This window comes from Selenomonas sp. CM52, from assembly GCF_000292955.1.
Lineage (GTDB): Bacteria > Bacillota > Negativicutes > Selenomonadales > Selenomonadaceae > Selenomonas.
Genome location: NZ_ALNM01000019.1, coordinates 105,606 through 127,652, shown reverse-complemented (window position 1 = coordinate 127,652; position 22,047 = coordinate 105,606). Strand labels below are relative to the sequence as shown.

At 57.8% G+C, this 22,047-nt stretch carries 20 protein-coding genes and 1 riboswitch; of the genes, 11 read left to right on the top strand and 9 right to left on the bottom strand.

Annotated elements, in window-relative coordinates:
- Positions 1-234 precede the first annotated feature (234 nt).
- A riboswitch (cobalamin riboswitch) is annotated at positions 235-355 on the bottom strand.
- Between the two features lie 55 nt (positions 356-410).
- Together HMPREF1153_RS04445 and pth are read right to left on the bottom strand one after the other, a co-directional pair.
- Entirely contained in the window at positions 411-1,652 is a 1,242-nt protein-coding gene (locus HMPREF1153_RS04445; RefSeq protein ID WP_009645659.1) for a radical SAM protein, read from the bottom strand.
- Positions 1,649-2,305: an aminoacyl-tRNA hydrolase gene (pth, locus tag HMPREF1153_RS04440; RefSeq protein ID WP_009645634.1), complete on the bottom strand. Its 657-nt coding sequence runs from the start codon at positions 2,303-2,305 to the stop codon at positions 1,649-1,651. Before pth ends, HMPREF1153_RS04445 begins: the two co-directional genes overlap by 4 nt.
- A 156-nt stretch (positions 2,306-2,461) precedes the next feature.
- Here pth and HMPREF1153_RS04435 point away from each other — a divergent pair, with 156 nt between their 5' ends.
- Both HMPREF1153_RS04435 and mutY read left to right on the top strand, forming a co-directional pair.
- The gene (locus tag HMPREF1153_RS04435) at positions 2,462-2,854 is read left to right on the top strand and encodes a C-GCAxxG-C-C family protein (RefSeq protein ID WP_009645690.1); all 393 of its coding nucleotides are present in this window, start codon (positions 2,462-2,464) and stop codon (positions 2,852-2,854) included.
- Positions 2,855-2,908: 54 nt separating this feature from the next.
- Positions 2,909-4,126, top strand: a complete 1,218-nt coding sequence (gene mutY, locus HMPREF1153_RS04430) for an A/G-specific adenine glycosylase (protein ID WP_009645700.1) — start codon at positions 2,909-2,911, stop codon at positions 4,124-4,126.
- On the opposite strand, the gene HMPREF1153_RS04425 is transcribed toward mutY, so the two are convergent.
- Entirely contained in the window at positions 4,127-4,768 is a 642-nt protein-coding gene (locus HMPREF1153_RS04425) for an HAD family hydrolase (RefSeq protein ID WP_009645648.1), read from the bottom strand.
- Positions 4,769-5,013: 245 nt separating this feature from the next.
- Between HMPREF1153_RS04425 and HMPREF1153_RS04420 the strand changes: the two genes are divergently transcribed.
- Positions 5,014-5,943: a hypothetical protein gene (locus HMPREF1153_RS04420; protein ID WP_009645694.1), complete on the top strand. Its 930-nt coding sequence runs from the start codon at positions 5,014-5,016 to the stop codon at positions 5,941-5,943.
- Positions 5,944-5,985: 42 nt separating this feature from the next.
- Here HMPREF1153_RS04420 and holA read toward each other — a convergent pair whose 3' ends face one another.
- Entirely contained in the window at positions 5,986-7,050 is a 1,065-nt protein-coding gene (holA, locus tag HMPREF1153_RS04415) for a DNA polymerase III subunit delta (RefSeq protein WP_009645630.1), read from the bottom strand.
- A gap of 92 nt (positions 7,051-7,142) precedes the next feature.
- Positions 7,143-8,084 (bottom strand): 2-hydroxyacid dehydrogenase, encoded by a 942-nt coding sequence (locus HMPREF1153_RS04410; RefSeq protein ID WP_009645623.1) that lies wholly within the window; start codon positions 8,082-8,084, stop codon positions 7,143-7,145.
- A gap of 272 nt (positions 8,085-8,356) precedes the next feature.
- On the opposite strand from HMPREF1153_RS04410, the gene HMPREF1153_RS04405 reads away from it, so the two are divergent.
- On the top strand, positions 8,357-9,238 hold the full coding sequence (locus HMPREF1153_RS04405; RefSeq protein WP_009645680.1) for a DMT family transporter: 882 nt from the start codon (positions 8,357-8,359) through the stop codon (positions 9,236-9,238).
- Between the two features lie 116 nt (positions 9,239-9,354).
- Positions 9,355-11,346, top strand: a complete 1,992-nt coding sequence (tkt, locus tag HMPREF1153_RS04400) for a transketolase (RefSeq protein ID WP_009645654.1) — start codon at positions 9,355-9,357, stop codon at positions 11,344-11,346.
- 63 nt (positions 11,347-11,409) lie between these two features.
- Here the strand turns inward: tkt and HMPREF1153_RS04395 are convergent, their stop codons facing one another.
- Positions 11,410-12,654: a pyridoxal phosphate-dependent aminotransferase gene (locus HMPREF1153_RS04395; protein ID WP_009645707.1), complete on the bottom strand. Its 1,245-nt coding sequence runs from the start codon at positions 12,652-12,654 to the stop codon at positions 11,410-11,412.
- Between the two features lie 84 nt (positions 12,655-12,738).
- Complete coding sequence (locus tag HMPREF1153_RS04390; RefSeq protein ID WP_009645638.1) at positions 12,739-13,968, bottom strand: aspartate kinase; 1,230 nt, start codon at positions 13,966-13,968, stop codon at positions 12,739-12,741.
- A 216-nt stretch (positions 13,969-14,184) separates the two neighbouring features.
- Here HMPREF1153_RS04390 and HMPREF1153_RS04385 point away from each other — a divergent pair, with 216 nt between their 5' ends.
- The 6 genes from HMPREF1153_RS04385 to HMPREF1153_RS04360 all read left to right on the top strand — a co-directional run bounded on the left by HMPREF1153_RS04385 (position 14,185) and on the right by HMPREF1153_RS04360 (position 20,089).
- Positions 14,185-15,090 carry an RluA family pseudouridine synthase gene (locus HMPREF1153_RS04385; RefSeq protein ID WP_232208184.1) on the top strand — a complete coding sequence of 302 codons (906 nt, stop codon included), beginning with the start codon at positions 14,185-14,187 and terminating at the stop codon, positions 15,088-15,090.
- Positions 15,091-15,158: 68 nt separating this feature from the next.
- Positions 15,159-16,148 (top strand): class II fructose-1,6-bisphosphate aldolase, encoded by a 990-nt coding sequence (gene fba / locus HMPREF1153_RS04380; RefSeq protein ID WP_009645733.1) that lies wholly within the window; start codon positions 15,159-15,161, stop codon positions 16,146-16,148.
- Between the two features lie 173 nt (positions 16,149-16,321).
- The gene (locus tag HMPREF1153_RS04375; RefSeq protein WP_009645632.1) at positions 16,322-17,209 is read left to right on the top strand and encodes a fructose bisphosphate aldolase; all 888 of its coding nucleotides are present in this window, start codon (positions 16,322-16,324) and stop codon (positions 17,207-17,209) included.
- 198 nt (positions 17,210-17,407) lie between these two features.
- On the top strand, positions 17,408-18,256 hold the full coding sequence (locus HMPREF1153_RS04370) for a polysaccharide deacetylase family protein (protein ID WP_009645691.1): 849 nt from the start codon (positions 17,408-17,410) through the stop codon (positions 18,254-18,256).
- Positions 18,257-18,392: 136 nt separating this feature from the next.
- Complete coding sequence (lgt, locus tag HMPREF1153_RS04365; RefSeq protein WP_009645716.1) at positions 18,393-19,208, top strand: prolipoprotein diacylglyceryl transferase; 816 nt, start codon at positions 18,393-18,395, stop codon at positions 19,206-19,208.
- A 32-nt stretch (positions 19,209-19,240) separates the two neighbouring features.
- Positions 19,241-20,089 (top strand): deoxyribonuclease IV, encoded by an 849-nt coding sequence (locus tag HMPREF1153_RS04360; RefSeq protein ID WP_009645613.1) that lies wholly within the window; start codon positions 19,241-19,243, stop codon positions 20,087-20,089.
- Here the strand turns inward: HMPREF1153_RS04360 and HMPREF1153_RS04355 are convergent.
- Together HMPREF1153_RS04355 and HMPREF1153_RS04350 are read right to left on the bottom strand one after the other, a co-directional pair.
- On the bottom strand, positions 20,070-21,209 hold the full coding sequence (locus HMPREF1153_RS04355; protein WP_037369811.1) for an amidohydrolase: 1,140 nt from the start codon (positions 21,207-21,209) through the stop codon (positions 20,070-20,072). The genes HMPREF1153_RS04360 and HMPREF1153_RS04355 overlap by 20 nt on opposite strands.
- 232 nt (positions 21,210-21,441) lie before the next feature.
- Positions 21,442-22,047, bottom strand: coding sequence for an ABC transporter ATP-binding protein (locus HMPREF1153_RS04350; protein ID WP_009645672.1), 606 nt, complete (start codon positions 22,045-22,047; stop codon positions 21,442-21,444).

Sequence of the window (22,047 nt, the reverse complement as noted above, 5' to 3'; positions counted from 1 at the left end):
TGGACAAGAAACGCTCCGAGGGAAAGCCTTACTACGTCTATATGACGGCAGGAGCGAATAAGTTCCTGCGCATCTACTACGGGCGCGTAAATGAGTATTTGGCAAGCCTTTCCAAAGAACAAGAATAGCATTTCACTACCGTCCCTTTGGTCGGCGCTCCTGCGGCGACCTATTTGTGTTGCTCAAATTCCACTTGCCACAACTCCTCATCTTTTTTCATCTAAGGGCTTGACTTTTTATTTGCAGGCTTATTGCAGGGTTGCTCGCTGCTACAGTGGCGGGACCGCTCCGGCTTCTACCGAATTCCCTATTGAGTCTTGCGACACCTGATCCAACGATATAAAATTTCTATAAAAGAATAGCATTGATTTATTCTTATGTCAAGAACATGCATTTTAGAGGAATCGTTCTTAATCTTCAACATAGTGGCTGAAACTGCCGATGACGAGCTGCGGAAACTCCTTCTTGAGCCGTTCCAAAAACTCCCTAGCGCCGACCGCCTCGCCCTGCGCCTCGGGCATGATTTCGAGGAAGGCGTCGGGGTCGACATTGAGGTTGCGCACCTGCACCATATTGACGGGCAGCTCGCGGAAGAAACCGCGCCACGCTTCGAGTTCCTCGGCGCGGTCGTTGAAGCCCGGGAAGAAGAGCATGTTAAGCGACACATATACGCCGTGCGAAAGCGCGTAGCGGATCGACTCCTTGACGTCGGCGAGCGTGTAATTGCTGCGGTAGTACGCCGCATAGCTCTCCTCGATAGCGCTGATAATGCTCACACGCATGGAGTCAAGTCCGGCATCGACAATCTTTCGGATGCCCTCGGTATAGCCGGCATTCGTGTTGATGTTGATCTGCCCGCGATTCGTCTCAGCGCGAATCAGGCGCTCGGCTGCCGCAATCGCATCCGCCGCAAGCGATGGCTCGCCCTCGCAGCCCTGTCCGAAGCTCACGATGGCGTCGGGCGCAGTCGAAAGGTGGTAGATGCCGACCTGCGCGATCTCCTCGGGCGTCGGGCGGAACGCGATGCGGCTCTGCGGCGAAGGACAGCACTCGGCGGGCTGCAGGGAGATGCAGCCGAAGCAGTTCGCGTTGCAGACAGGCGACGTCGGTATGCCCGCTTCCCAGCGACGGTAAAAGAGATTCTGCGCCGTGCAGCAGTGCCACTTCAAGGAGCAGCCCGCCACCTGCTCGACGATGCGGTTGCCCGGCAGATCCTTCTCGACGCGGCGCACGAGTTTCTTGAGCTCTCGCGTGTTGTAGTATACGGGATCCCACTTCGTATTCTCATCCGTATAGAGAGCCGCCGCATAGAGATCATCCTTGTAGAGCACGACAGCCGTATAACCGTAGAGAGCGAGCCTTTCAGCCCCTTCCTCTCGCTGAAAGGCAGGCAAAAAGAGCCGCGTATAGCCCGCAGGCAGGATGACTGCGACGGCGCGTCCCGCCAGAGGCAGCATTTCGCCAGCCGCCGTCATTCCCATCGCCGCGCGGTCGGGCAAGAACATCAAGTCCGCCGACTCGGGCAGAGGAATGAGATCGGCAGGAGTAAGCGGCAAGAGCGTATTGCCCGAGCGCCCCAGTCCCGCGATGCCCGGCGCATCGAAGATCGCCCCATCCTCATCGGCGTAAAGCGCACGTATTTCGGCCTTCATGCTTCGCCCTCCTGCCTCTCGGCCTGCGGTACAGCGCTGCTTTTCTCCGCGCTTTCCCTCTCCTGCGCTTCCTGCTTTGCCGCCTTCTTCCTGCGCGGGTTGTAGCGGTTCATCGCCATGTCGATGCCATCCGTCACGATGCACTCGACGGCGGGCAGTAAATAGGAAATCGCTTCTTGAATCTTCAGAACATCCTCTGCGGGAAAAGGCGCAAGCACATGTTTGACGACCGTCCAGCCGGGCAAAGGACGCCCGATGCCAATGCGCACACGCGAGAAGTCCTCCGAACCGATGTGCGCGAGAAGCGACTTGATGCCGTTGTGACCGCCCGCACTTCCCTTGCGCCGCAGACGAATCGTGCCCGCCGCGATGTCCATGTCGTCGTGCGCGACGATCAAATCCTCAGGCGCGAGCTTGTACCAATCGAGCAAAGGCCCTACCGCGCGTCCGCTCTCATTCATATAGGTCAAAGGCTTGACGAGCAGCACCTTCTGCGCGCCGATGCGCCCTTCGGCCACTAGCGCGTTGAACTTTTCACGCCAAGCATCGACGCCAAGTCTTTCAGCCAAAGCGTCGACAAGCATGAAGCCGACATTGTGCTTCATACGTGCATACTCCGCCCCGGGATTTCCGAGGCCGGCAATGATCTTCATCGTATTCCTCCGAACGTTTCTGGAATCTCCCCGCAAAACATTGCGGCAAATCTGCTAACACGATTCTATCGCACGAAATGCGCCTTGTCAAAACAACCTTTGCGCACGAGGCAAAAAGCGGGTAGAATAAAGAAAAATGCAAGGAGGAACACCATCATGAATCATTTAGAAGAAACAAAACTTCTGCGACAAGAGCCGGGCGGCCGCCACTACAACTGCGCACAGTCGCTCCTCGTTCCCTTCGCCGCCGAAATCGGCATGGAAAAAGAAGACGCCTATGCACTCGGCACGTTCTTCGGCGCGGGCATGATGCACGGCTCCGCCTGCGGCACATTGACCGCCGCGCTGATGATCCTCGGCAAAGCGGGCAAGGACAAGGAAACGGCGAAGAAGCTCGTTGACGACTTCCTCGCCGCCCACGGCACAACGGACTGCCGATGTCTTCTCACCGCCGCAGAAGAAAAAGGCATTGCACGCAAAGAAAACTGTGACGGACTTGTTTTTGACATGTGCCAAAAGCTTGCGGCACTTCTTACTAAAACAAAGTGACCCTATGCCGCTTATCCGTATCACAGCGCAGCACCATGACCAGAGGAGACTTCGATGGCAAAAAGACCGCAGGAAAATATCTTGAAAAACATAAAAACGCTTGACGTGATCGCCGCACCTCTCCTGCGCTGGTTTCATAGCGAAAAACGCGCACTGCCGTGGCGTGAGGAGCCTACGCCGTACCGCGTGTGGGTGTCCGAGATCATGCTGCAGCAGACGCGCGTCGAGGCGGTCAAACCGTACTTCGAACGCTTCGTCGCCGCGCTGCCCGATGTACGCGCTCTCGCCCGAGCCGAAGAAAACACGCTGATGAAGCTCTGGGAAGGTCTCGGCTACTACAGCCGCGCGCGCCACCTGCAATCTGCCGCGCGTCTCATCTGCAGCGACCATGGCAGCGAGATTCCCGCGCGCTTCGACGACCTGCTCGCTTTGCCCGGCATAGGTCGCTACACAGCAGGCGCCATCGCCTCCATCGCCTTCGGCGAGCGCCGTCCTGCCGTCGACGGCAACGTGCTGCGCGTCATCATGCGCCTCCTCGCCTGCCCTGCCGACATCTTGAAAGAGAGCACGAAGCGCGCTGTCGAGGAAGCACTGATCACGCGTCTGCCCGAAAATGCCGGCGACTTCAACCAAGCCTTGATGGAGCTCGGCGCCCTCATCTGTCTGCCGCGCGGCGCAGCGCGCTGTCCCTCCTGCCCGCTTGAACGCCTATGCCTCGCCAAGGAAGCCAATCTGCAGGCGGAATTGCCCCAAAAAACGCCGCCCAAAAGGCGGCGCACGGAAAAACTTACAATCTTCCTGCTGGCGAAAAACGGTAAAATCGCCCTCGAAAAGCGTCCCGCACAAGGGCTTCTCGCGGGGCTTTGGGGTTTCCCCGCCATGGAAGGACACCTCAAAAAGAAAGAAGCGGAGGAGGCGCTGCAAGCCATCGGCCTTATCCCCGCAAAACTCCACGCGCTCCCCACCGCACAGCACATCTTCTCCCATATCACATGGCAAATGGTCGGTTGGCGCGTCGAACTGGCGGAAACTTCGAGCGATAAACCATCCTCTGTGACAAAATCCTCGCCTGCTTCAACCGAAGCCGTCGAGGCAAATGCACGCCCTGCCTCCCTGCGCCTCCATGAAGCCGCCGCTCCCTACGATGCTCAGACAAAAACGCCGCCGCTTCTCTGGGTGACGGCACAGGAAATCGCCGACATTTACAGCGTGCCTGCCGCCTACCGCAGCTACTTTCCTTATCTTCAAGAACCGGACGGGGCGTCGTCCTGACTATTTCAGCAAAACATCCTGCTTTCGCGGCTCTACAATATTTACCAGCAGCTGATTCAACCGGCTGCACAGCTCCACCTCATTCCGTACAAGACAGTCCGCCACAGAAAGGACGCTCTGCGCCGGCTCATGCGTCAATCCCGAGGCGATGGCAATGTCCGCGGCACGCATCGCCTCCACATCGTTATGACCATCGCCGATGAAGACGACGCGATGCCCTGCGACACGATATTTTTCAACGACGGTTTCTTTCTTTATGATATTTATAAGCTCTACTACTCGGTTGTTCTCTGTCTTTCCCTCGGAGCAGTAGGCTTCGCAGCCAATTCGTGCGACGAGTTTCGCGACCCAGCACGAAAGATTTCCCGTAGCGATAGCGCAGTGCGCACGATTCTTCCGAATGAACTTCACGATCGGCTCATGAAGTTCCACCCCCTCCAAAAGTGCATCGATCTCATCGATCGGCAGCTTCCCAAGAAGGAAGACGCGTCGAATGAATGATTCGACAAAGGGGACATGCCCCATGACTGTCTGCCGCGTAAGCTCTTCAATCTCTTCCTCCATCGAAAAATGTTTAGCAATAACAGGAAGCGTCTCTTCCTTCGTAATCGTTCCGTCGAGGTCGAAAATAAACTTTGTCATGACTCCGTCTCCCGCCCCTTTCTCATATTGCCTTTCCATGTTAAGCTATCGCGCACGGAAAAGCAAGGGAATATGTATCAGCGCTATGTATAGAAAGGTTTTAGCAAAAAACGATTTCCACGCAAAGGCAGCCGTCGGGCACGACAGCGAATGTATGCCTGAACGTTTACAGATGTATGTCTCCATGGTATAATAAGCCTATATATCAATCGCAGGAAGAAAACGGCTGCAGGAGGGATTTCGGCATGTTTGACGAGAGCGACAAGGTCAGCGCCTATGTGAAACAAAAGAACATCGGCATGAAGATCGATTACAGCGGCAAGGCGAGGCAAGTGCTCAAGAACCGTGCGCCGCAGGACGCCGGCACTGCAGACGACGAGTCGCAGACGGAAGAGCTCGACGGCGCGAGCCGCGCCATGCGCCGCATCATCCAGCAGAAGCTCTTGAACGGCGACGAACTCATGGCGGACGAGATGCGCTTTTTGAAGCGCTCTGATACGGGACTTTACACCAAGGCGCGAGCCGCGCAGGACGCGCGCGAGGCGCTCGTAGAAAAGCTCGAAGCCGCGGCCTCAAAGGAGGAGGCGAGCGAAGCCTTCCTCATCGCGAGCGGCCTCGTGAATGAAGCGGGGAACGCCGCACGTCAAAAGGAAGCGGCAGAGGAAGTGTCCGCGCGCACGCCTTCCACCGATACGAGGGCGTCGGCAAAGACTTCCCCTGCCCGCGATTCGTTCGGTGCTCCGAAGCCGCGCACGCGCTGGAAGCTCGATGCAGCGAGCGCGTCGGGCACGACTACTGCAAAAACCTCAACGACGACGAAAACCGCCGCAAAGCAGCAGCCTGTGCATTCTGCATCTGCCTCCCCCGCTGCAGTACGCGAAAAGCGCACGGGCAGCGCTCCGCCGCCCAAGACGAGTTCCGCCTTCGTGCAGCAGCCCGAGGACACGACGGGTATCGAATTCATCATGGCGCGCGCCCTGCAAGCAGCATGGGCGAAATTCACACAAACGGCGAAATATCGGGAACTCACGAGCACAACCGAGCGATCCGTCGAAAACCTCGACCCTGCCAGCATGACGGTAGCCACGCGCTTCTTCAGCGCATCACGCGCCTACCGTAACCTGCCGAAGCCTCGCAAGGGTGTACCGATGCAGTCGTTCGACAGCGAAACTTGACAGAGGAAAAGCCGCCCCGCGCACGGGGCGGCTTTTCCTCTGTCAACGGCACAGCGAGATCACGGCATCTTCCAACAATTCCGCGCCGCCCTGCCCCGTCTTGAGCAGATAGTCGGCGTCGATGAGCGAGAGCATCGCCCGCTTCAAAACAGGCTCGGAGAACTTCATGCTCGCGCGTCCCAGCTTCTCCGCGATGAAGGGATTGAGCTTCATCGAAGGGCTCAATGCCTTGCCGCGCACGCCTTGCGCCAGAAGGAGCTTCGCCTGCCACAACTGGCGCACATGGCGCACCATCAGGGCAAGCAGCACGGGCGCATACACGCCGTCCGCCGTCTGGCGGCGCAGAAGCGTCAGAGCCTTCTTCACGTCCTTCTCGCTCACCGCATCCAGCATCGCAAACGACGATACCTCGGGCAACCCCGAGAACACAGCGGCAAGCTCCGCCCTGCCAATGCGCTTCTCCGTAGTATAGAGCGCGAGCTTTTCAAACTCCTTGTCGAGATACGAGAGCGAGACTTCATGCATCATGGAGACGGCGCCCATGAAGTACGCATGCGCCTCGCGGTCAAACTCCCTGTGAATCTCGGCGAGCTTTCCCGCGAGCCAGTCGCCGATCTCCCACGGGCGCACGGCATCGGCATCGAGCACCGCGCCCGCCGCCTCAATCGCCTTGTACGCCTTGCGCCGCTTGTCCGCCTTGCCCGCGCAGAGGAAGATCACATAGGCGTAGTCGGGCATGTCGGCAAGAAGATGCAGCAGGCGCTCTTCCTTCTTGTCCGCGCCGCTCTTCTTCCCTTTCGCTGCCTTCGCCTCCTCGCCGTCCGCTGCCGTCCGCTTCTTCTCGCGAAAAAGGGGACTGTCCTGCACGAGCACGACATGCTTTGGCACGAAGAACGGCACCGTTTCCAAGAGGCCGATGAGCGCGTCGGCATCCATGTCGGGCGCGGCTTCTTCCAATGCGTCCCGCAGACCCTCGCCCGCGGGAAAGAGGCGCTCCAAGATCGCCGCCTTCGCCTTCTCGATGTAGTAATGCTCCTCGCCCGCGAGCAGGTAGACATGCTTCGGCTCTCCCTTGCGGAGCGCCGCCATGAACGGCCCGTACTTCAACGCCTCACCTCATCCGTCAAAACAGAAGCTATGGCAAAAAGAGCCATAGCTTCTGCACGCTTCCTATAAAAATCTGCTAAAAATCTGCGCCCTTACATCACGTTCTGCGGCTTGCCCGCAAGGTACGCCTGCACATTCTTGAAGGCGATGACGGCACGCTTTTCCATCGCCTCCTGCGTCGCAAAGCCGACATGAGGCGCGAGAATGACGTTCGGCGCATGAAGCAGCGGATGATCGCTCGCGATCGGCGGCTCGCCCTCGAAGACGTCGATGCCCGCACCCGCGATGCGTCCTTCCTTGAGGGCATCTGCCAGAGCTTTGCTGTCGACGACGGGACCGCGCGCCGTGTTGATGAGGATCGCCGTCTTCTTCATCTTGGCAATTTCTTTCTCGCCGATCAAACCCTTCGTCTCCGCCGTCAGCGGCACATGCAGCGAAACGATGTCCGAGACTTCCATCAGCTCGTCGAGACTCACATACTTCGCCCCGTCGATCTTCGCTTCCTTGCGGTTGTAGTAGTACACCTCACAGCCGAACGCCTGCGCGAGCGCGATCGTGCGCCTGCCGATGGCGCCTGCGCCGACGACGCCGAACTTCTTGCCCGAAAGCTCGATGCCGAGAAGTCCGGCGCGCGTCTTGCCCGCACGCACCGCCTCATCTGAGGCAAGCATTTTGCGGTAGAGTCCGATTGCCAGGCCGATGGCAAGCTCGCTGACCGCCTCATTGGCGTAGCCCGAGCAGTTGGAAACGACGATGTCATGCGCCTTGCAGTAGTCCATCGCCACATGGTCGACGCCCGTGAAGGCGACGCTCAGGAACTTGACGTCCGAAAGCTCCTGCAGGACGTTTTCCTTGAACGGCATGTTCGCGAGCATGACAAGCTCTGCCCCCTTGGCACGCGCCGCCTTTTCCGCGTCGTCCTGCGGCGGCGTATTGCAGTAGACCATTTCAAGTTCTTGAGGCAGATACTCCTTTTTCAGCGCCTCCGCCTGCGCCTCCGAGATCCCCAGCGGCTCCGTGATTACGAGTTTCATGCGAATCCTCCCTTTCTTGACTGCCAAGAATGTTTGGATGCCTCCCCTTACCCCGCATCCGATATTGCGCTTCCATTATAGCATATCGGCCTGTCAAATTCATCTCATCGGCGTGAGCAAGCGCGCATAAACTTTCCGCTGCCCGGCTTCACGACATCATTTCATCTGCCTTCCCAGCTTCCTAAAAACCTACGCTTCCGCTTCTGCTCCCTTTTCTTTTGCCCCCAGAAATGCTATAGTCAGAGACAAAACGAAAGACAAGGAGCAATACCATGAATCCATCGAAAAAAGGCGTCGCGCTCGTGGCGCTCGGCGCGCTGCTCTGGGGCGGCTCGGGCGTCGCCGCGCAATTCCTGCTGCAGCAAAAAGGATTTTCCACCGAATGGCTCGTCATGATGCGCATGACGCTCGCAGGCATACTGCTTCTGCTGCTCGATGCGGCAAAGAACCGCGAGAGCATCTTCTCCGTTTGGCGAAACCGCACGGCGGCGAAGCGACTTCTCTTCTTCAGCCTGTTCGGCATGCTCGGCGTGCAGTACACGTATTTTTCTTCCATCGAGCACGGCAACGCGGCAGCGGCGAGCGTCCTGCAGTACCTGATGCCGATCATCGTCGTCCTCTGGCTCACCCTGAAGAGCCGCAGCCTGCCGTCGCTGCGCGAGAGCGGCTGCGTGCTGCTCGCCTTCGTCGGCACGTTCCTCATCTTGACGCGCGGCAGTCTCTCGACTCTCGCCATCCCGCCCATCGCTCTCTTCTGGGGCGTCGCTTCCGCTTTCTGCGCTGCCATCTACACCATACAGCCCAAATGGCTGCTGGACAATTTCCGCTCGCCTCTCGTCATCGGCTGGGCGATGCTCCTCGGCGGCTTCCTGCTCATGCCCTTTCGCGCACCATGGAACTTCGCCGGCGTCTTGGACGCCGCCTCCGTCGCCGTATTCGTCTATGTCGTCCTCTTCGGTACGGTCATCGCCTTTTGGTCATATCTCGAAAGCCTCAAATACATCCGGCCGAGCACCATCGGCATCCTGAGTTCCATCGAGCCTTTGTCCGCCGTACTCCTCTCCACCGCGCTGCTCGCCGTCCCCTTCGGCCTCACCGAATCGGTCGGCGTCGTGCTGATCCTGTTCTCCATCGCGCTTCTCAACAAGCGCTGACGCAGTATCTTGCAGCATGACTTTCTGCAAAACTTTCCTCTCGCGCTATACATTTCCAAATAAATCATGTATGATGAAAGAGGTCAACAAACGACGATTTCAAGGAGGAGAAATCTATGGGCAATATCGACACCACCTGTGTGAATGCGATCCGTGCACTTTCGGCGGACGCCGTGCAGAAGGCGAACTCCGGCCATCCGGGCCTGCCGCTCGGCGCAGCCCCGATCGCTTACGAACTCTGGGCGCACCACATGAAGCACAACGGCAAGAATCCAAACTGGGCGAACCGCGACCGCTTCATCCTCTCCGCCGGGCACGGCTCCGCCATGCTCTATTCCCTGCTGCACCTCTTCGGCTACGGACTGACGCTCGACGACCTCAAGAACTTCCGCCAGGACGGATCCTTGACGCCCGGCCATCCCGAGTACCGTCATACGAAGGGCGTGGAAGCCACGACAGGGCCTCTGGGCGCAGGCATGGGCATGGCGGTCGGCATGGCGATTGCTGAAGCGCATCTCGCCGCCATCTTCAACAAGCCGGATTTCCCCATCGTCGATCACTACACCTTTGCCCTTGGCGGCGACGGCTGCATGATGGAGGGCATCTCCTCCGAAGTCTTCTCGCTCGCGGGCACACTCGCCCTCGACAAGCTCATCGTGCTCTACGACAGCAACAATATTTCCATCGAGGGCGGCACCGACCTCGCCTTTACCGAAGACGTGGAAAAGCGCATGGCGGCCTTCGGCTTCCAGACACTCACGGTCGAGGACGGTACGGATCTCGCCGCCATCGGCAAGGCGATCGAAGAGGCAAAGGCGGACAAGAAGCGGCCGTCCTTCATCACGATCAAAACGAAGATCGGCTTCGGCTGCCCCGCCAAGGAAGGCAAGGCGAGTGCCCACGGCGAACCGCTCGGCGAAGAAAACCTGCGCGCGCTCAAGGAAAACCTCGGCTGGGAAAATCCTGCCGAGAGCTTCTGCGTTCCCGCCGCCGTCTACGAACATTACGAGAAGCTCGCCGCTGAGGGCGCGGCTCTTGAGGCAAAGTGGAACGAGCTTTTTGCCGCCTACTGCGCGAAATACCCCGAGGAGAAGGCTCGCTGGGATGCGTTCCACGCGCCCGTCGATGCTGCGGCGCTGCTCAAGAGCGAGGACTTCTGGGCGTACGAGGACAAGCCCGCCGCGACGCGCGCCTTGTCGGGCAAGATGATCCAGCGTCTCAAGGAGATCGTGCCGCAGCTCATCGGCGGCAGCGCAGATCTCGGGCCGTCGAACAAGACCGTGATGGACGGCGCAGGCGATTTCAGCCGCACGGATCGTACGGGACGCAACCTGCACTTCGGCGTGCGCGAACTCGGCATGGCAGCAATCGCCAATGGCCTCGCGCTGCACGGCGGCGTCCTGCCCTACATCGCGACCTTCTTCGTGTTCAGCGATTACACGAAGCCCATGCTGCGCCTCGCCGCACTCATGGGGCTGCCCGTCGTCTACGTGCTCACGCACGACAGCATCGGCGTCGGTGAAGACGGCCCGACACACGAGCCGATCGAGCAGCTTGCCATGCTGCGCTCGACGCCAAACGTCAACGTCTTCCGCCCTGCCGACGCGACGGAAACGGCCGCCGCTTGGTACAGCGCCGTGACGAGCAAGGATGCGCCGACCGTCCTCGCGCTCACGCGCCAGAATCTGCCGCAGCTTGCAGGAAGCTCCAAGGAAGCCCTGAAGGGCGGCTACATCATTTCCGAAGCGAAAGGGGCGCCGCAGGGCATCCTCATCGCCACCGGCTCTGAGGTATCGCTCGCCATCGAGGCGCAGGAAGAACTCGCCAAAGACGGCATCGCCGTGCGCGTCGTCTCCCTGCCGTCCGTCGACGTCTTCGAGCAGCAATCCGCTGAATACAGGGAAAGCGTCCTGCCGAAATCCATCCGCGCCCGCGTCGCCGTCGAAGCGGCCGCCGGCTTCGGCTGGGAGCGCTACACAGGACTCGACGGTGCGACCGTCACGATGCACGGCTTCGGCGCTTCCGCCCCTGCCGGCGTCCTCTTCAAGAAGTTCGGCTTCACGAAGGAAAACGTCGTCGCGACAATGAAGAAGGTTCTGGAACAATAATCGCACAAAAGAAAAAGGAGCTGTCCCGCGCAGCTCCTTTTTGCGTGCCTCAGTGAACGAGGCTCACTTGCCTACGAAATCCCATGCTTTCTTGACCTTCGCGGCAAGCCCCTCGATCTTCTTCGTGGCGACGCCGCAGACGGCGATACGCACGCCGCGCTTCAAGGGAACGGCGAAGACAAGATCATCATGCAGCTTGTCCGCCACAGCCTGCGGATCTTCCGAAGGCACGGCGAGGAAGAAGCCCGCCTTGTACGGCAGCGCCTTGAGGCCGCAGTCCTGCGCCTCCTTCATGAAGAGCGCACCGCGCGAGCGCACGATCTGATAGAGCGCATCGCGCTCCTTCTCGTAGGCGGTGAGAAGCGCCGCATCCTGCTGAATCGTTGCCAGCAGCGCCATCGCGCCGCGATTGATGTTAGACCATGTCGCACGGCTCGAAAACTTGTTGACGTCAGAGAATTCCTCAATGACGGCGCGGCTTGCGGAAAGACCGACGATTGCTCCCGTGCGCTGCCCGTAGAGCGTATACCCCTTGGACATGCTGAAGGCGAACATGATGAATACATTCTCGGGAAGATGTGCGAACTTTTCCATGAAGCCGCGCGTCTCGTCCTTCGTGCCGCTGTACTCGATGTAGGCGATATCAACGAGAACGCTCATGCGCTTGCCCTTCTTCGCATGGGCCTTTACGGTCGCAAGAACCGCATCCCAGTCCTCATCGGAAAGCGTATAGCCCGTCGGATTGTGTGCAGGCGTATTGAGGATGATGAGAAGAGAATCCTGTTTTTCGAGAAGCGCCTCCACCTTCGCCGTGAAGGCGGCAGCATTGAAGGCAAGCGCCTCGTCGAAGAGCTGGAATGTCTCCAAGCGCCGCCCGATATTCTGACAGAGCGCGTTGTAAGGGCCCCAGAACCAATCGGCAGTGAGCACGGCTTCGCCGATCTCCGAGTAGTTTTCGATCGCGTGGTGGACGGCGCCCGTGCCGCCCGCCGTCGCGACGGCCTCGACATAGCCTTCCGGCCGATGATTGCCGAAGACGATGTCCTTCACGCTCTCAAGATATGCAGGCAGACCCGCGACAGGCGCATAGGCGATGATTTCGGGAATCGGCAGCTCGCGCAGCACCTTCTCGACCGTCGGTATGCAAGCGAGCTTTTCATCCTCGCCAAAGATCGCACCCAATGTGGCGTTCGTGATCTTCTCTGCTCCATGCTCCTTCGCCGCCATCGTCGCCGCGCCGCTCGCGGCGAAAATCACGTCGTTCAGAACCTTATTTTCCGTATGCGATGCTGCCATCTTCGTGCTCATTTTATATGAAGCCTCCCACTTGCCTTGTTTCCTGCGGAATCACCGGATGTATCGGCGCTCCCTTATTTCTTCATCGAGTCCCGCTCAGCCGCGCGGAAAGAACTCGTCGTGGATCGCGTTCGCCGCTTCCTTGAGCCTATCCTTCGTGATCAGGCAGGAAATGCTGATTTCCGACGTGCTGATGATGTCGATGTTGACGTCTGCCTTCTGCAGGGCGCCGAACATGCGCGCCGCGATGCCGGGGTTGCCGAGCATGCCGACGCCAACAATGGAAACCTTCGCGACGTTCTCCTCGACGAGAACCGACACGGCGTTGAGCTTCTTCTTGACGTCCTCGACGATCTCACGCGCCGTTTCGAGATCGTCGACGGCGACAGTGAAGACCATGTCCGTCACGTTATGCTCGATGTTTCGCACGCTCTGCACGATCATGTCCACGCTCACATTGGCATCAGCGAGCGCAGAAAAGAGGGAATGTGCGACGCCCGGCTGGTTCGGCACACCCATGACGGCAAGTTTTGCCACCTTGTCGTCGTGTGCCAGCCCCCTGATTTCAAAATCCTTCTCTTCCATTGTATAAGCCTCCCTGATCATCGTGCCGGTTTTCTCGATAAACGTCGAGCGTACATGGATGGGAATGCCGAAGTGCTTGCCCATCTCCACGGAGCGCGGCTGCATGACACCTGCGCCAAGGCGCGCCATCTCCAACATCTCGTCGTAAGTAATCTCCTGCATCTTGCGTGCACCTTGGACGAGGCGCGGGTCGGCAGAGTAAATGCCGTCCACATCCGTGAAAATCTCGCAGCTGTCCGCAGCGAGAGCGCCCGCAAGAGCCACGGCCGAGGTGTCTGAGCCGCCGCGTCCGAGCGTCACGGGATCGCCGAAGGAGTCAGCGCCCTGAAAGCCTGCAACGACGACGATATTTCCCTCATTGAGCGCTTCCTCGACGCGCTTCGGTTCGATGCCGATGATGCGCCCCTTCGTATGCACGGAATTCGTACCCATGCCGACCATCGCGCCCGTCAAGGAGACCGCCTTATGCCCCATCGAGCAGAACGCCATCGCTAAGAGCGCGATGGAAACTTGCTCACCCGTCGTCAACAGCATGTCCATCTCACGCGCATAATGGTACGGATTCTTGTCTATGCCGCGCGCCAGCTCGATGAGATCATCGGTCGTGTCTCCCATGGCGGAGACGACGACGACGACCTTGTCTTCGGGCCTCATGCCATCGAGGACACGCCGCGCCACCGCTTTGATTTTTTCCGTAGTGGCAACCGAGCTGCCGCCAAACTTCTTTACGATCAGAGCCATAACTTCCTCCTAGATTGCCCGTAGACAAGAAAAATGTCACGAGCAAAAATGTCCTTTGAGAATGGTCATTCGTTACAAAATCTCAAGAAATGAGCTTGACCGCCTTATATTATACAAGAATTTCATGTCCACGTCTAGCGAGAAACAAAAAAATACAAAATGCAAATGGACAACCACGCTTCTCCATGCTATATTGCTGGAAAAGGAAGTGATTGCATGGGAAAGACGCGGCTTATCGTGCCGGAAGGACTGACTTGTATGGCGCTTCGGGAGTTTTTGCAGAAGGAGTGCGGCTTCTCCACGACGCTCTGGAAAAAACTGCGGCGTTCGGGCACGTTCTCGCTGAACGGACTCCCCGCCAATGCCGCACAGACCCGCATCAAAAGCGGCGATGAACTTTGCTGGCATCTGGCGGAAGAGAGCCGCATCTCGCCCGAAGACATTCCGCTCGACATTCTCTATGAGGATGCGGCTCTTCTCATCGTCAACAAGCCTGCAGGCATACTCGTTCATCCGACGGGCGGCGAGCACAGTCATACACTCGCCAATGCCGTGCTCTTTCACTATGAAGCGCACGGTGAAAAGCACGCCTTTCATCCCGTGCACCGCCTCGACCGCCAGACGAGCGGACTCGTGCTCATCGCCAAGGAGGCGCACATGCAGCACCTCTTGTCCGCACATGACGCAATCGAGCGCATCTACTTTGCCGTCATCGAAGGCAAACTGCCCGAGCCTTGCGGCACGATCACTGCGCCCATCGCGCGCCGCCCCGGCAGCATCATCGAGCGCATGGTCTCACCTGCGGGAAAATACGCCGTCACGCACTATGAAACGCTTGCAGAGCATGGCGGGCTTTCGCTTCTCGCGCTTCGCCTGGCAACGGGACGCACGCATCAGATCCGCGTCCACCTCGCGCACCTCGCTCATCCGCTCCTCGGCGATGACCTCTACGGCGGCAGAACGGATCGCATCGCCCGTCAAGCGCTGCACGCCCATCGCCTACACCTTCGTCATCCGTCGAGTGGCGAAGAAATCACCGTGCACGCACCTCTGCCTGCAGATATGTCCGTCTTTTTCCCCGAAATCTACGGTAATTTTTCTCTTTTCACGAAAGATTCATGACGCTTTCATTAAATTATGATATAATAGAGTGGTAAACGAGTATCATCTATTCATAGGAGGTTGAGATCATGCCACTCATCGGAACAAAAGAAATGTTCAAGAAAGCCCACGAGGGCGGCTACGCCATCGGCGCTTTCAACGTCAACAACATGGAGATTGTTCAGGGCATCACCGAAGCGGCAGCGGCTGTGAAGTCCCCCATCATCCTGCAGGCTTCCGCCGGTGCGCGAAAGTATGCGAAGCCCGCCTACCTCAAGCACCTCGTGCAGGCTGCACTCGAATGCGAGGATCTGCCCATCGCCCTGCATCTCGACCACGGCCCGGATTTCGAGACCTGCAAATCCTGTATCGACGACGGCTTCACTTCCGTCATGATCGACGGCTCGCACTTGAGCTTCAAGGAGAACATCGAACTTACGAAGCGCGTCGTCGAGTACGCCCATGCACACAATGTCGTCGTCGAGGGCGAGCTTGGACAGCTCGCGGGCATCGAGGACGATGTGAAGGTTGCCGCTGAAGATGCGCACTACACACGTCCCGAAGAGGTCGAGGAATTCGTCTCTAGCACGGGCGTCGACTCCCTCGCGATCGCCATCGGCACGAGCCACGGCGCCTTCAAGTTCAAGCCCGAGCAGTGCACGAAGAACGCCCAGGGCGTGCTCGTACCGCCCGAACTGCGCTTCGACATCCTCGCGGAAATCGAAAAGCGCCTGCCGGGCTTCCCCATCGTACTGCACGGCGCCTCGTCCGTCATTCCCAAGTACGTCAAGATCATCAACGACAACGGCGGCAACCTCGCTGACGCCATCGGCATCCCCGAGGATCAGCTGAGGAAGGCGGCGAAGTCGGCGGTCTGCAAGATCAACATCGACTCCGACCTGCGCCTCGCCATGACAGCAGGCATCCGCGAGCACTTCAAGCAGCATCCCGAGCACTTCGATCCGCGCCAGTACATCGCACCAGGACGCGACTACATCCGCGAACTCGTCGAGCACAAGATCAAGGAAGTCCTCGGCTCAGACGGCAAGGCCGCAGAGGTCATGGCACTCTTGAAGTAAGCTCAGACGCTTTACGAATATTGTGCACCGTCTCAATAAACGTTCTCCCAAAATCGTGCAGAAAGCAGCTTTCTGCACGATTTTTATATTTTGATATTTATTTTCAATTTCGTTTACTTTCTGCATGCATAGATGTATAATAGAACTGGAAACGATTTAAGGAGGTATGCAAAATGAATCAAGAGCAGCTCAATCGCATGACCAGCGGCAAGGGTTTCATCGCCGCCCTCGACCAGAGCGGCGGTTCGACACCGAAGGCGCTGAAGGCTTATGGCGTCGATGAGAGCGCCTATTCTAACGACGAGGAGATGTTCACGCGCGTTCATGAGATGCGCACGCGCATCATCAAAAGCCCCTCGTTCACAAAGGAGCAGATTCTTGCGGCCATCCTCTTCGAAAACACGATGGATCGCAAGATCGACGGCCTCTATACGGCGGACTACCTGTGGGAGAAGAAAGGCATCGTGCCGATTTTGAAGGTTGACAAGGGACTCGCCGCCGAGAAGAACGGCGTACAGCTCATGAAGCCCATCGACGGACTCTCCGCCCTCCTCGACCGCGCAGTAGAGCACCATATCTTTGGCACGAAGATGCGCTCCGTCATCAAGGAGGCGAACAAAGAGGGCATCAAGGCTGTCATCGAGCAGCAGTTTGCCGTCGGCAAAGAGATCCTCGCCAAGGGACTCGTCCCCATCCTAGAGCCTGAAGTCGACATCCATTGCGCCAAGAAGAAAGATGCAGAAGCCATCATGCTCGAAGAGATCAAAGCGCATGTGGCGAAGCTTCTCGCCGCCGACAAGATCATGCTCAAAGTCACGATTCCGACGAAGGAAAATCTCTATGAAGAACTCATGAAGGATCCACACGTCGTGCGCATCGTCGCTTTGAGCGGCGGTTACCCGCAGGATGAGGCCAATGAGAAGCTTGCCAAGAATCGCGGCCTCATCGCCAGCTTCTCACGCGCCCTCGCCCAGGATCTTCGCGCAAGCCAGAGCGACGCCGAGTTCGACAAGGTTTTGAAGACCGCCGTCGACGGCATCTACAAGGCCTCCATCACCTGAGAAAGCGCAGATCATTCTTTCCAAGAATCTGCAAAGAAAAGGCAGGACAGCAAACGATATGCTGTCTTGCCTTTTTCTTTGCAGGATTTTCCAATCTTGACAGAGAAAATCCCCTGCTATATGATAGGGTACTAGAGGGTATCACATACGAACCTTCTCGTGACCCCCTATATCATACAAACCAAGGATGTGTTCTCCATGCATACTTCAAAGAAAAAATTTCTTGCCATCATACTTTCACTCTTCGTCTTGCTCCTCGCTGCAGCATACCTATGCTCGAGCAGCTTCCAAGGCGGCGTTCCCGTTCTCAACTATCACCAGATCAACGACCGTGACCACAACGCCCTGACGCTGAGCACGCCCGAGTTCGAAGCGCAGATGCAGTATCTCGCCGAAAACGGCTACCATCCCATTACGCCGAACGAACTTGCCGATCACCTCGAAAACGGCGCCCCTCTGCCCGAAAAACCCATCCTCCTCACCTTCGACGATGGCTATATCGACAATTACGAAAACGCCTATCCTATCCTGCAAAAATACGGGCTTAAAGGTTCCATCTTCATCATCACGGACTATCTAAACGTCTATCCGAACTATCTCACATGGGAAATCTGCCAAGAGATGCAGGACTCGGGCATCATCGACATCGAGTGCCACACAATGACCCATGTCGCGCTCAGCGAGCTTTCCTCTGCCGAAGAGCTGCAGCACGAAGCTGTCGACTCCAAGAAAGCGATTGAATCACACCTCAATAAAAAAGTCACTTCTATCGCCTACCCCTGCGGCGCTTACAATGACGAAGTGCAGCGTGTCGTAAGGGAAGCCGGCTACCGCACGGCTTTCACCGTCAACTACGGGCTCGACCATCCCGGCGACGACCAATATGCGCTCAACCGCATACCGATCTTTGGCTCCAACTCTCACTCCTTCCTGCGCTTCAAGCTGCGCCTCCTCTTCACTCCAATCTTCTCCCGCCTGCAAAACGTGCGCACGGAACTTCTAAGCGGCGGTCACGATACCTGTGCACGCTTCATTCCTACACCCTGACACCATACAAGAAACGCCCCCGTTCCGGGGGTGTTTTTCATAAGTGAATGCAATATAGGCAGACAGTAGACAGAGTAAGTCGTAAAATGATACAATCCTTGTAGCCTAAAATACTGATTCGACGGAGGCACTTCTCATGCACCAATACTTGTTTTTCATCGGAGACTTTCCCGTGCGCGCTTACGGGCTGATCCTGAGCCTCAGCATCATCCTGGCGACGGGCGTTGCCTACTTCCTCGCCAAACAGGATGGACGCTACCACAGTCACATCGTCGACATGGGCATTTACTGCGGCATTGCCGGGCTCTTGGGCGCACGGCTCTGGGACGTCTTCTTCTTCGATTGGGATTACTACCAGAACCACCTGACGGAGCTTTTGAACGTCTGGCAGGGTGGCATGGCGATCCAGGGCGGCGTGCTGCTTGGCGCCGTCGTTGGCATCCTCTACACACGCCGTCACGGCATCGACACGTGGGCGCTCGCCGACATCGTAGCGCCCGCCATCATCCTCGGACAAGCGCTCGGCCGCTCGGCCAACCTTCTGAACGGCGACGCCTTCGGCGCACCGACCGGCTCCTCTTTCGGCATACTCTATCCCGAGACGACGCTCGCCTTCCACACCTACGGCAGCCAGCCCCTGTGGCCGGCGGAAATCTGGGAATGCCAGCTTGACGTCTTCATCTTCGCGCTTCTCCTCATCTTTCGCGCGACGAATCATGCGAAGGGACAGGCGTTCGCTCTCTACGTCATGCTCTACTCCGCCGCACGCTTCTTCCTCGAATACCTGCGCGGCGACTACAACGAACTCGTCCTTGGACTGTTCAAATCCGCACAGATGACGAGTCTCGTCGCCTTTGCCATCGCACTCGCCTTCTTCCTCTGGCTCGGCTTCAAAAAGCATACGGCAGAACCGCCGAAGAAGAAAAATCGCAAGCGTGCCGCCCGCACATGAGCGTCCCATCTCAATGAAACGGAGTTCCTGCCATGCAAAAGACAAACCATACGCTTCACATCGGCTGTCACCTTTCGTCTGCCGGCGGCTATCTCGCCATGGGAAAGGCCGCAGTGAACCTCGATGCCGACGTCTTCGCCTTCTTCACACGCAACCCGCGCGGCGGCAGGGCGAAACCGCTCGACATGGACGACGTACGCGCCTTCTGCAAATATCGCGAAGAGCACGGCATCGGCACGCTCGTCGCCCATGCACCCTATACAATGAACGCCTGCGCCGCCAAGGATACTCTACGCGCCTTCGCACGCGAGGCGATGGTAGATGACCTCGCACGTCTCGAGCATATCCCGAACACGCTCTACAACTTCCACCCCGGCAGTCATGTACAGCAGGGCGCAGAAAAAGGCATCGAACTTATCGCAGACCTTTTGAACGACGTTCTCGATCCAGCGCAGAAGACGATCGTGCTCCTAGAGACCATGGCGGGCAAGGGAACGGAGGTCGGGCGCAGCTTCGAGGAAATCGCCGCCATCATCGAGCGCACAGACTGCAAGGAACGGCTCGGCGTCTGTCTCGATACCTGTCACGTTTGGGATGCAGGATATGACATCGCAAACGATCTCGACGGCGTACTTGAAGAATTCGACCGTGTAATCGGCCTCTCCCGCCTTCATGCCGTCCATCTCAACGACAGCCTCAACGTCCGCGCCGCCCGCAAGGATCGTCACGCACGCATCGGCGAAGGAGAAATCGGACTCGAAGCCCTGACGCGCGTCATCCGTCACCCGAAGATTCGCCATCTGCCTTTCATCTTGGAAACACCGAACGACGATGCAGGATATGCAAGAGAGATTGCCCTGCTCAGGGAGCGCTCTGAATAAGCGTCCCTTGCACAAGTTCCGCTAGATAATGCGCCGTCAGCGCGAGCGCAGCGGGATCTACGCGAAAGCTCGGATTGTGGATGGCAGCGGACAATCCCGTTCCAACCAGCACGAAACAGCCAGGCACATTTTCCTGATAGAAGGCAAAATCCTCGCCGCCCAAAGATTTCGGAGCAGGCACAATCTGCAAATCACACGCCTCTGCCACCCGCTTGGAAAACGATGTCCAAAAAACATCGTTCGCCGTCGCCGGCGGCCCTTCGTACCAATCCGTCACCACCTCAGCGCCATGCGCCTGTGCCAGACCTTCGGCCAAAGCACAGACGCGCTTACGAATCAAGGCGCGTTCTTCTCCATCCATGCTGCGCGTCGTTCCTTCGACGAGCGCTTCTTCAGGGATGACGTTCCACGTATTGCCCGCGGCGACATGCGTGACGCTCACAAGCCCTGCCGAAAACGGATGAAGGTTGCGCGCGACGACGGTCTGCACCGCTTGGATGAACCCCGCCGCCAAAGGAATCGGATCGATGCCGCGCTGCGGATGCGCGGCATGCGTCCCCTTGCCGATGAAGCGAAATACGAAGCGGTCGACTGCCGCCGTGACAGCACCTTCCGATATGCCGACCGTGCCAACCGTCAAAAGGGGCGACGCGTGGAGTCCGAAAATTGCCTGTACATCGCGCAGGGCTCCTGCCTCCATGAGTACCTTAGCCCCGCCCGGCGCCTCCTCTGCTGGCTGGAAGAACAGGCGCACGCGCCCTTTCAGCTCCATCTCGCGCTCTTTGAGCAGAAGCGCCGCACCGAGAACGGATGCTGTATGAAAATCATGCCCGCAGGCGTGCATGCGTCCCTCATTCTCCGAGCGGTACGGCAAATCCGTCTGCTCTTCGATGGGCAGGGCGTCGATATCGGCACGCAAGGCAACGACAGGCTCACCCTCGCCCACTTCCGCAACAATTCCTGTCGAAAGCGGCAATTTAAGAATGCGTATGCCCGCACATTCCAAGGAGGCACGGATACGCTTCGTCGTTTCCACTTCTTCATAGGAAAGCTCCGGATGGCTGTGAAACCACTGAAATTCTTCCTCGATATATGCTTCGATGTTTTCGATAGCTGACATAATGTTTTGCCTCTCTAATTCATATATGTTTAGTATATTATATGGTATTATATAGTGACTGCCCCATTTTGTCAACAAATCTTCTCGTCCCGCTGTATCATCTAAAGACATCAAAAAAATCCACACACGGCACAGACCTACAGTTTCTGCAGCAAAATAATCTGCACATGCAGCAAATTTTTGGGGCATGAATAAAAACCGGCACCCGTCAAGGACAGATGCCGTTTTTTATTCATGCCTGCAGATCATCGACATGCACCAGGCGCGTGCAAATGCGCCGCGCTAATGCCTCGTTGTGCGTGATAGCAATGAGGATCATATCATGTCTTTCGACTTCCTGTAAGATGACCGACCAGATCTGCGCCTGTGTGATGGGATCAAGGCTTGCCGTGATCTCGTCGGCGATGAGCACGCGCGTCTGGGGACTGAGCGCGCGCAGAATCGACAGCCGCTGCAGCTGACCGCCCGAGAGCTCGTTCGGCCAGCGTGTGAGCCAATCAGGCTCGGCGCCGATCGCCCTGAGGAGTTCATCCGGCACATCCCATGCTTCGCTCAGGGAATCCTTCACCTTCCAGCGCGGATCCATCGCCTTTTCCGGATGCTGATAGATGAGCTGGATGGGATTGTAACCGCCCTTCGGCAAGGCTGCACCGTCCAATGCAATAGACCCTTCCTGCAGCGGCAGATAGCCTGCAAGGAGCAGCGCGAGCGTGCTCTTGCCGCGCCCGCTTGATCCTAAAAGAGCGAGCCGCTCCCCGTCTGCAATATGCAAAGATATATTCTGCAGAACGGGAGCGTTCATCCCATAGCGATAGGAGAGATTCTTCACATCGAGCAT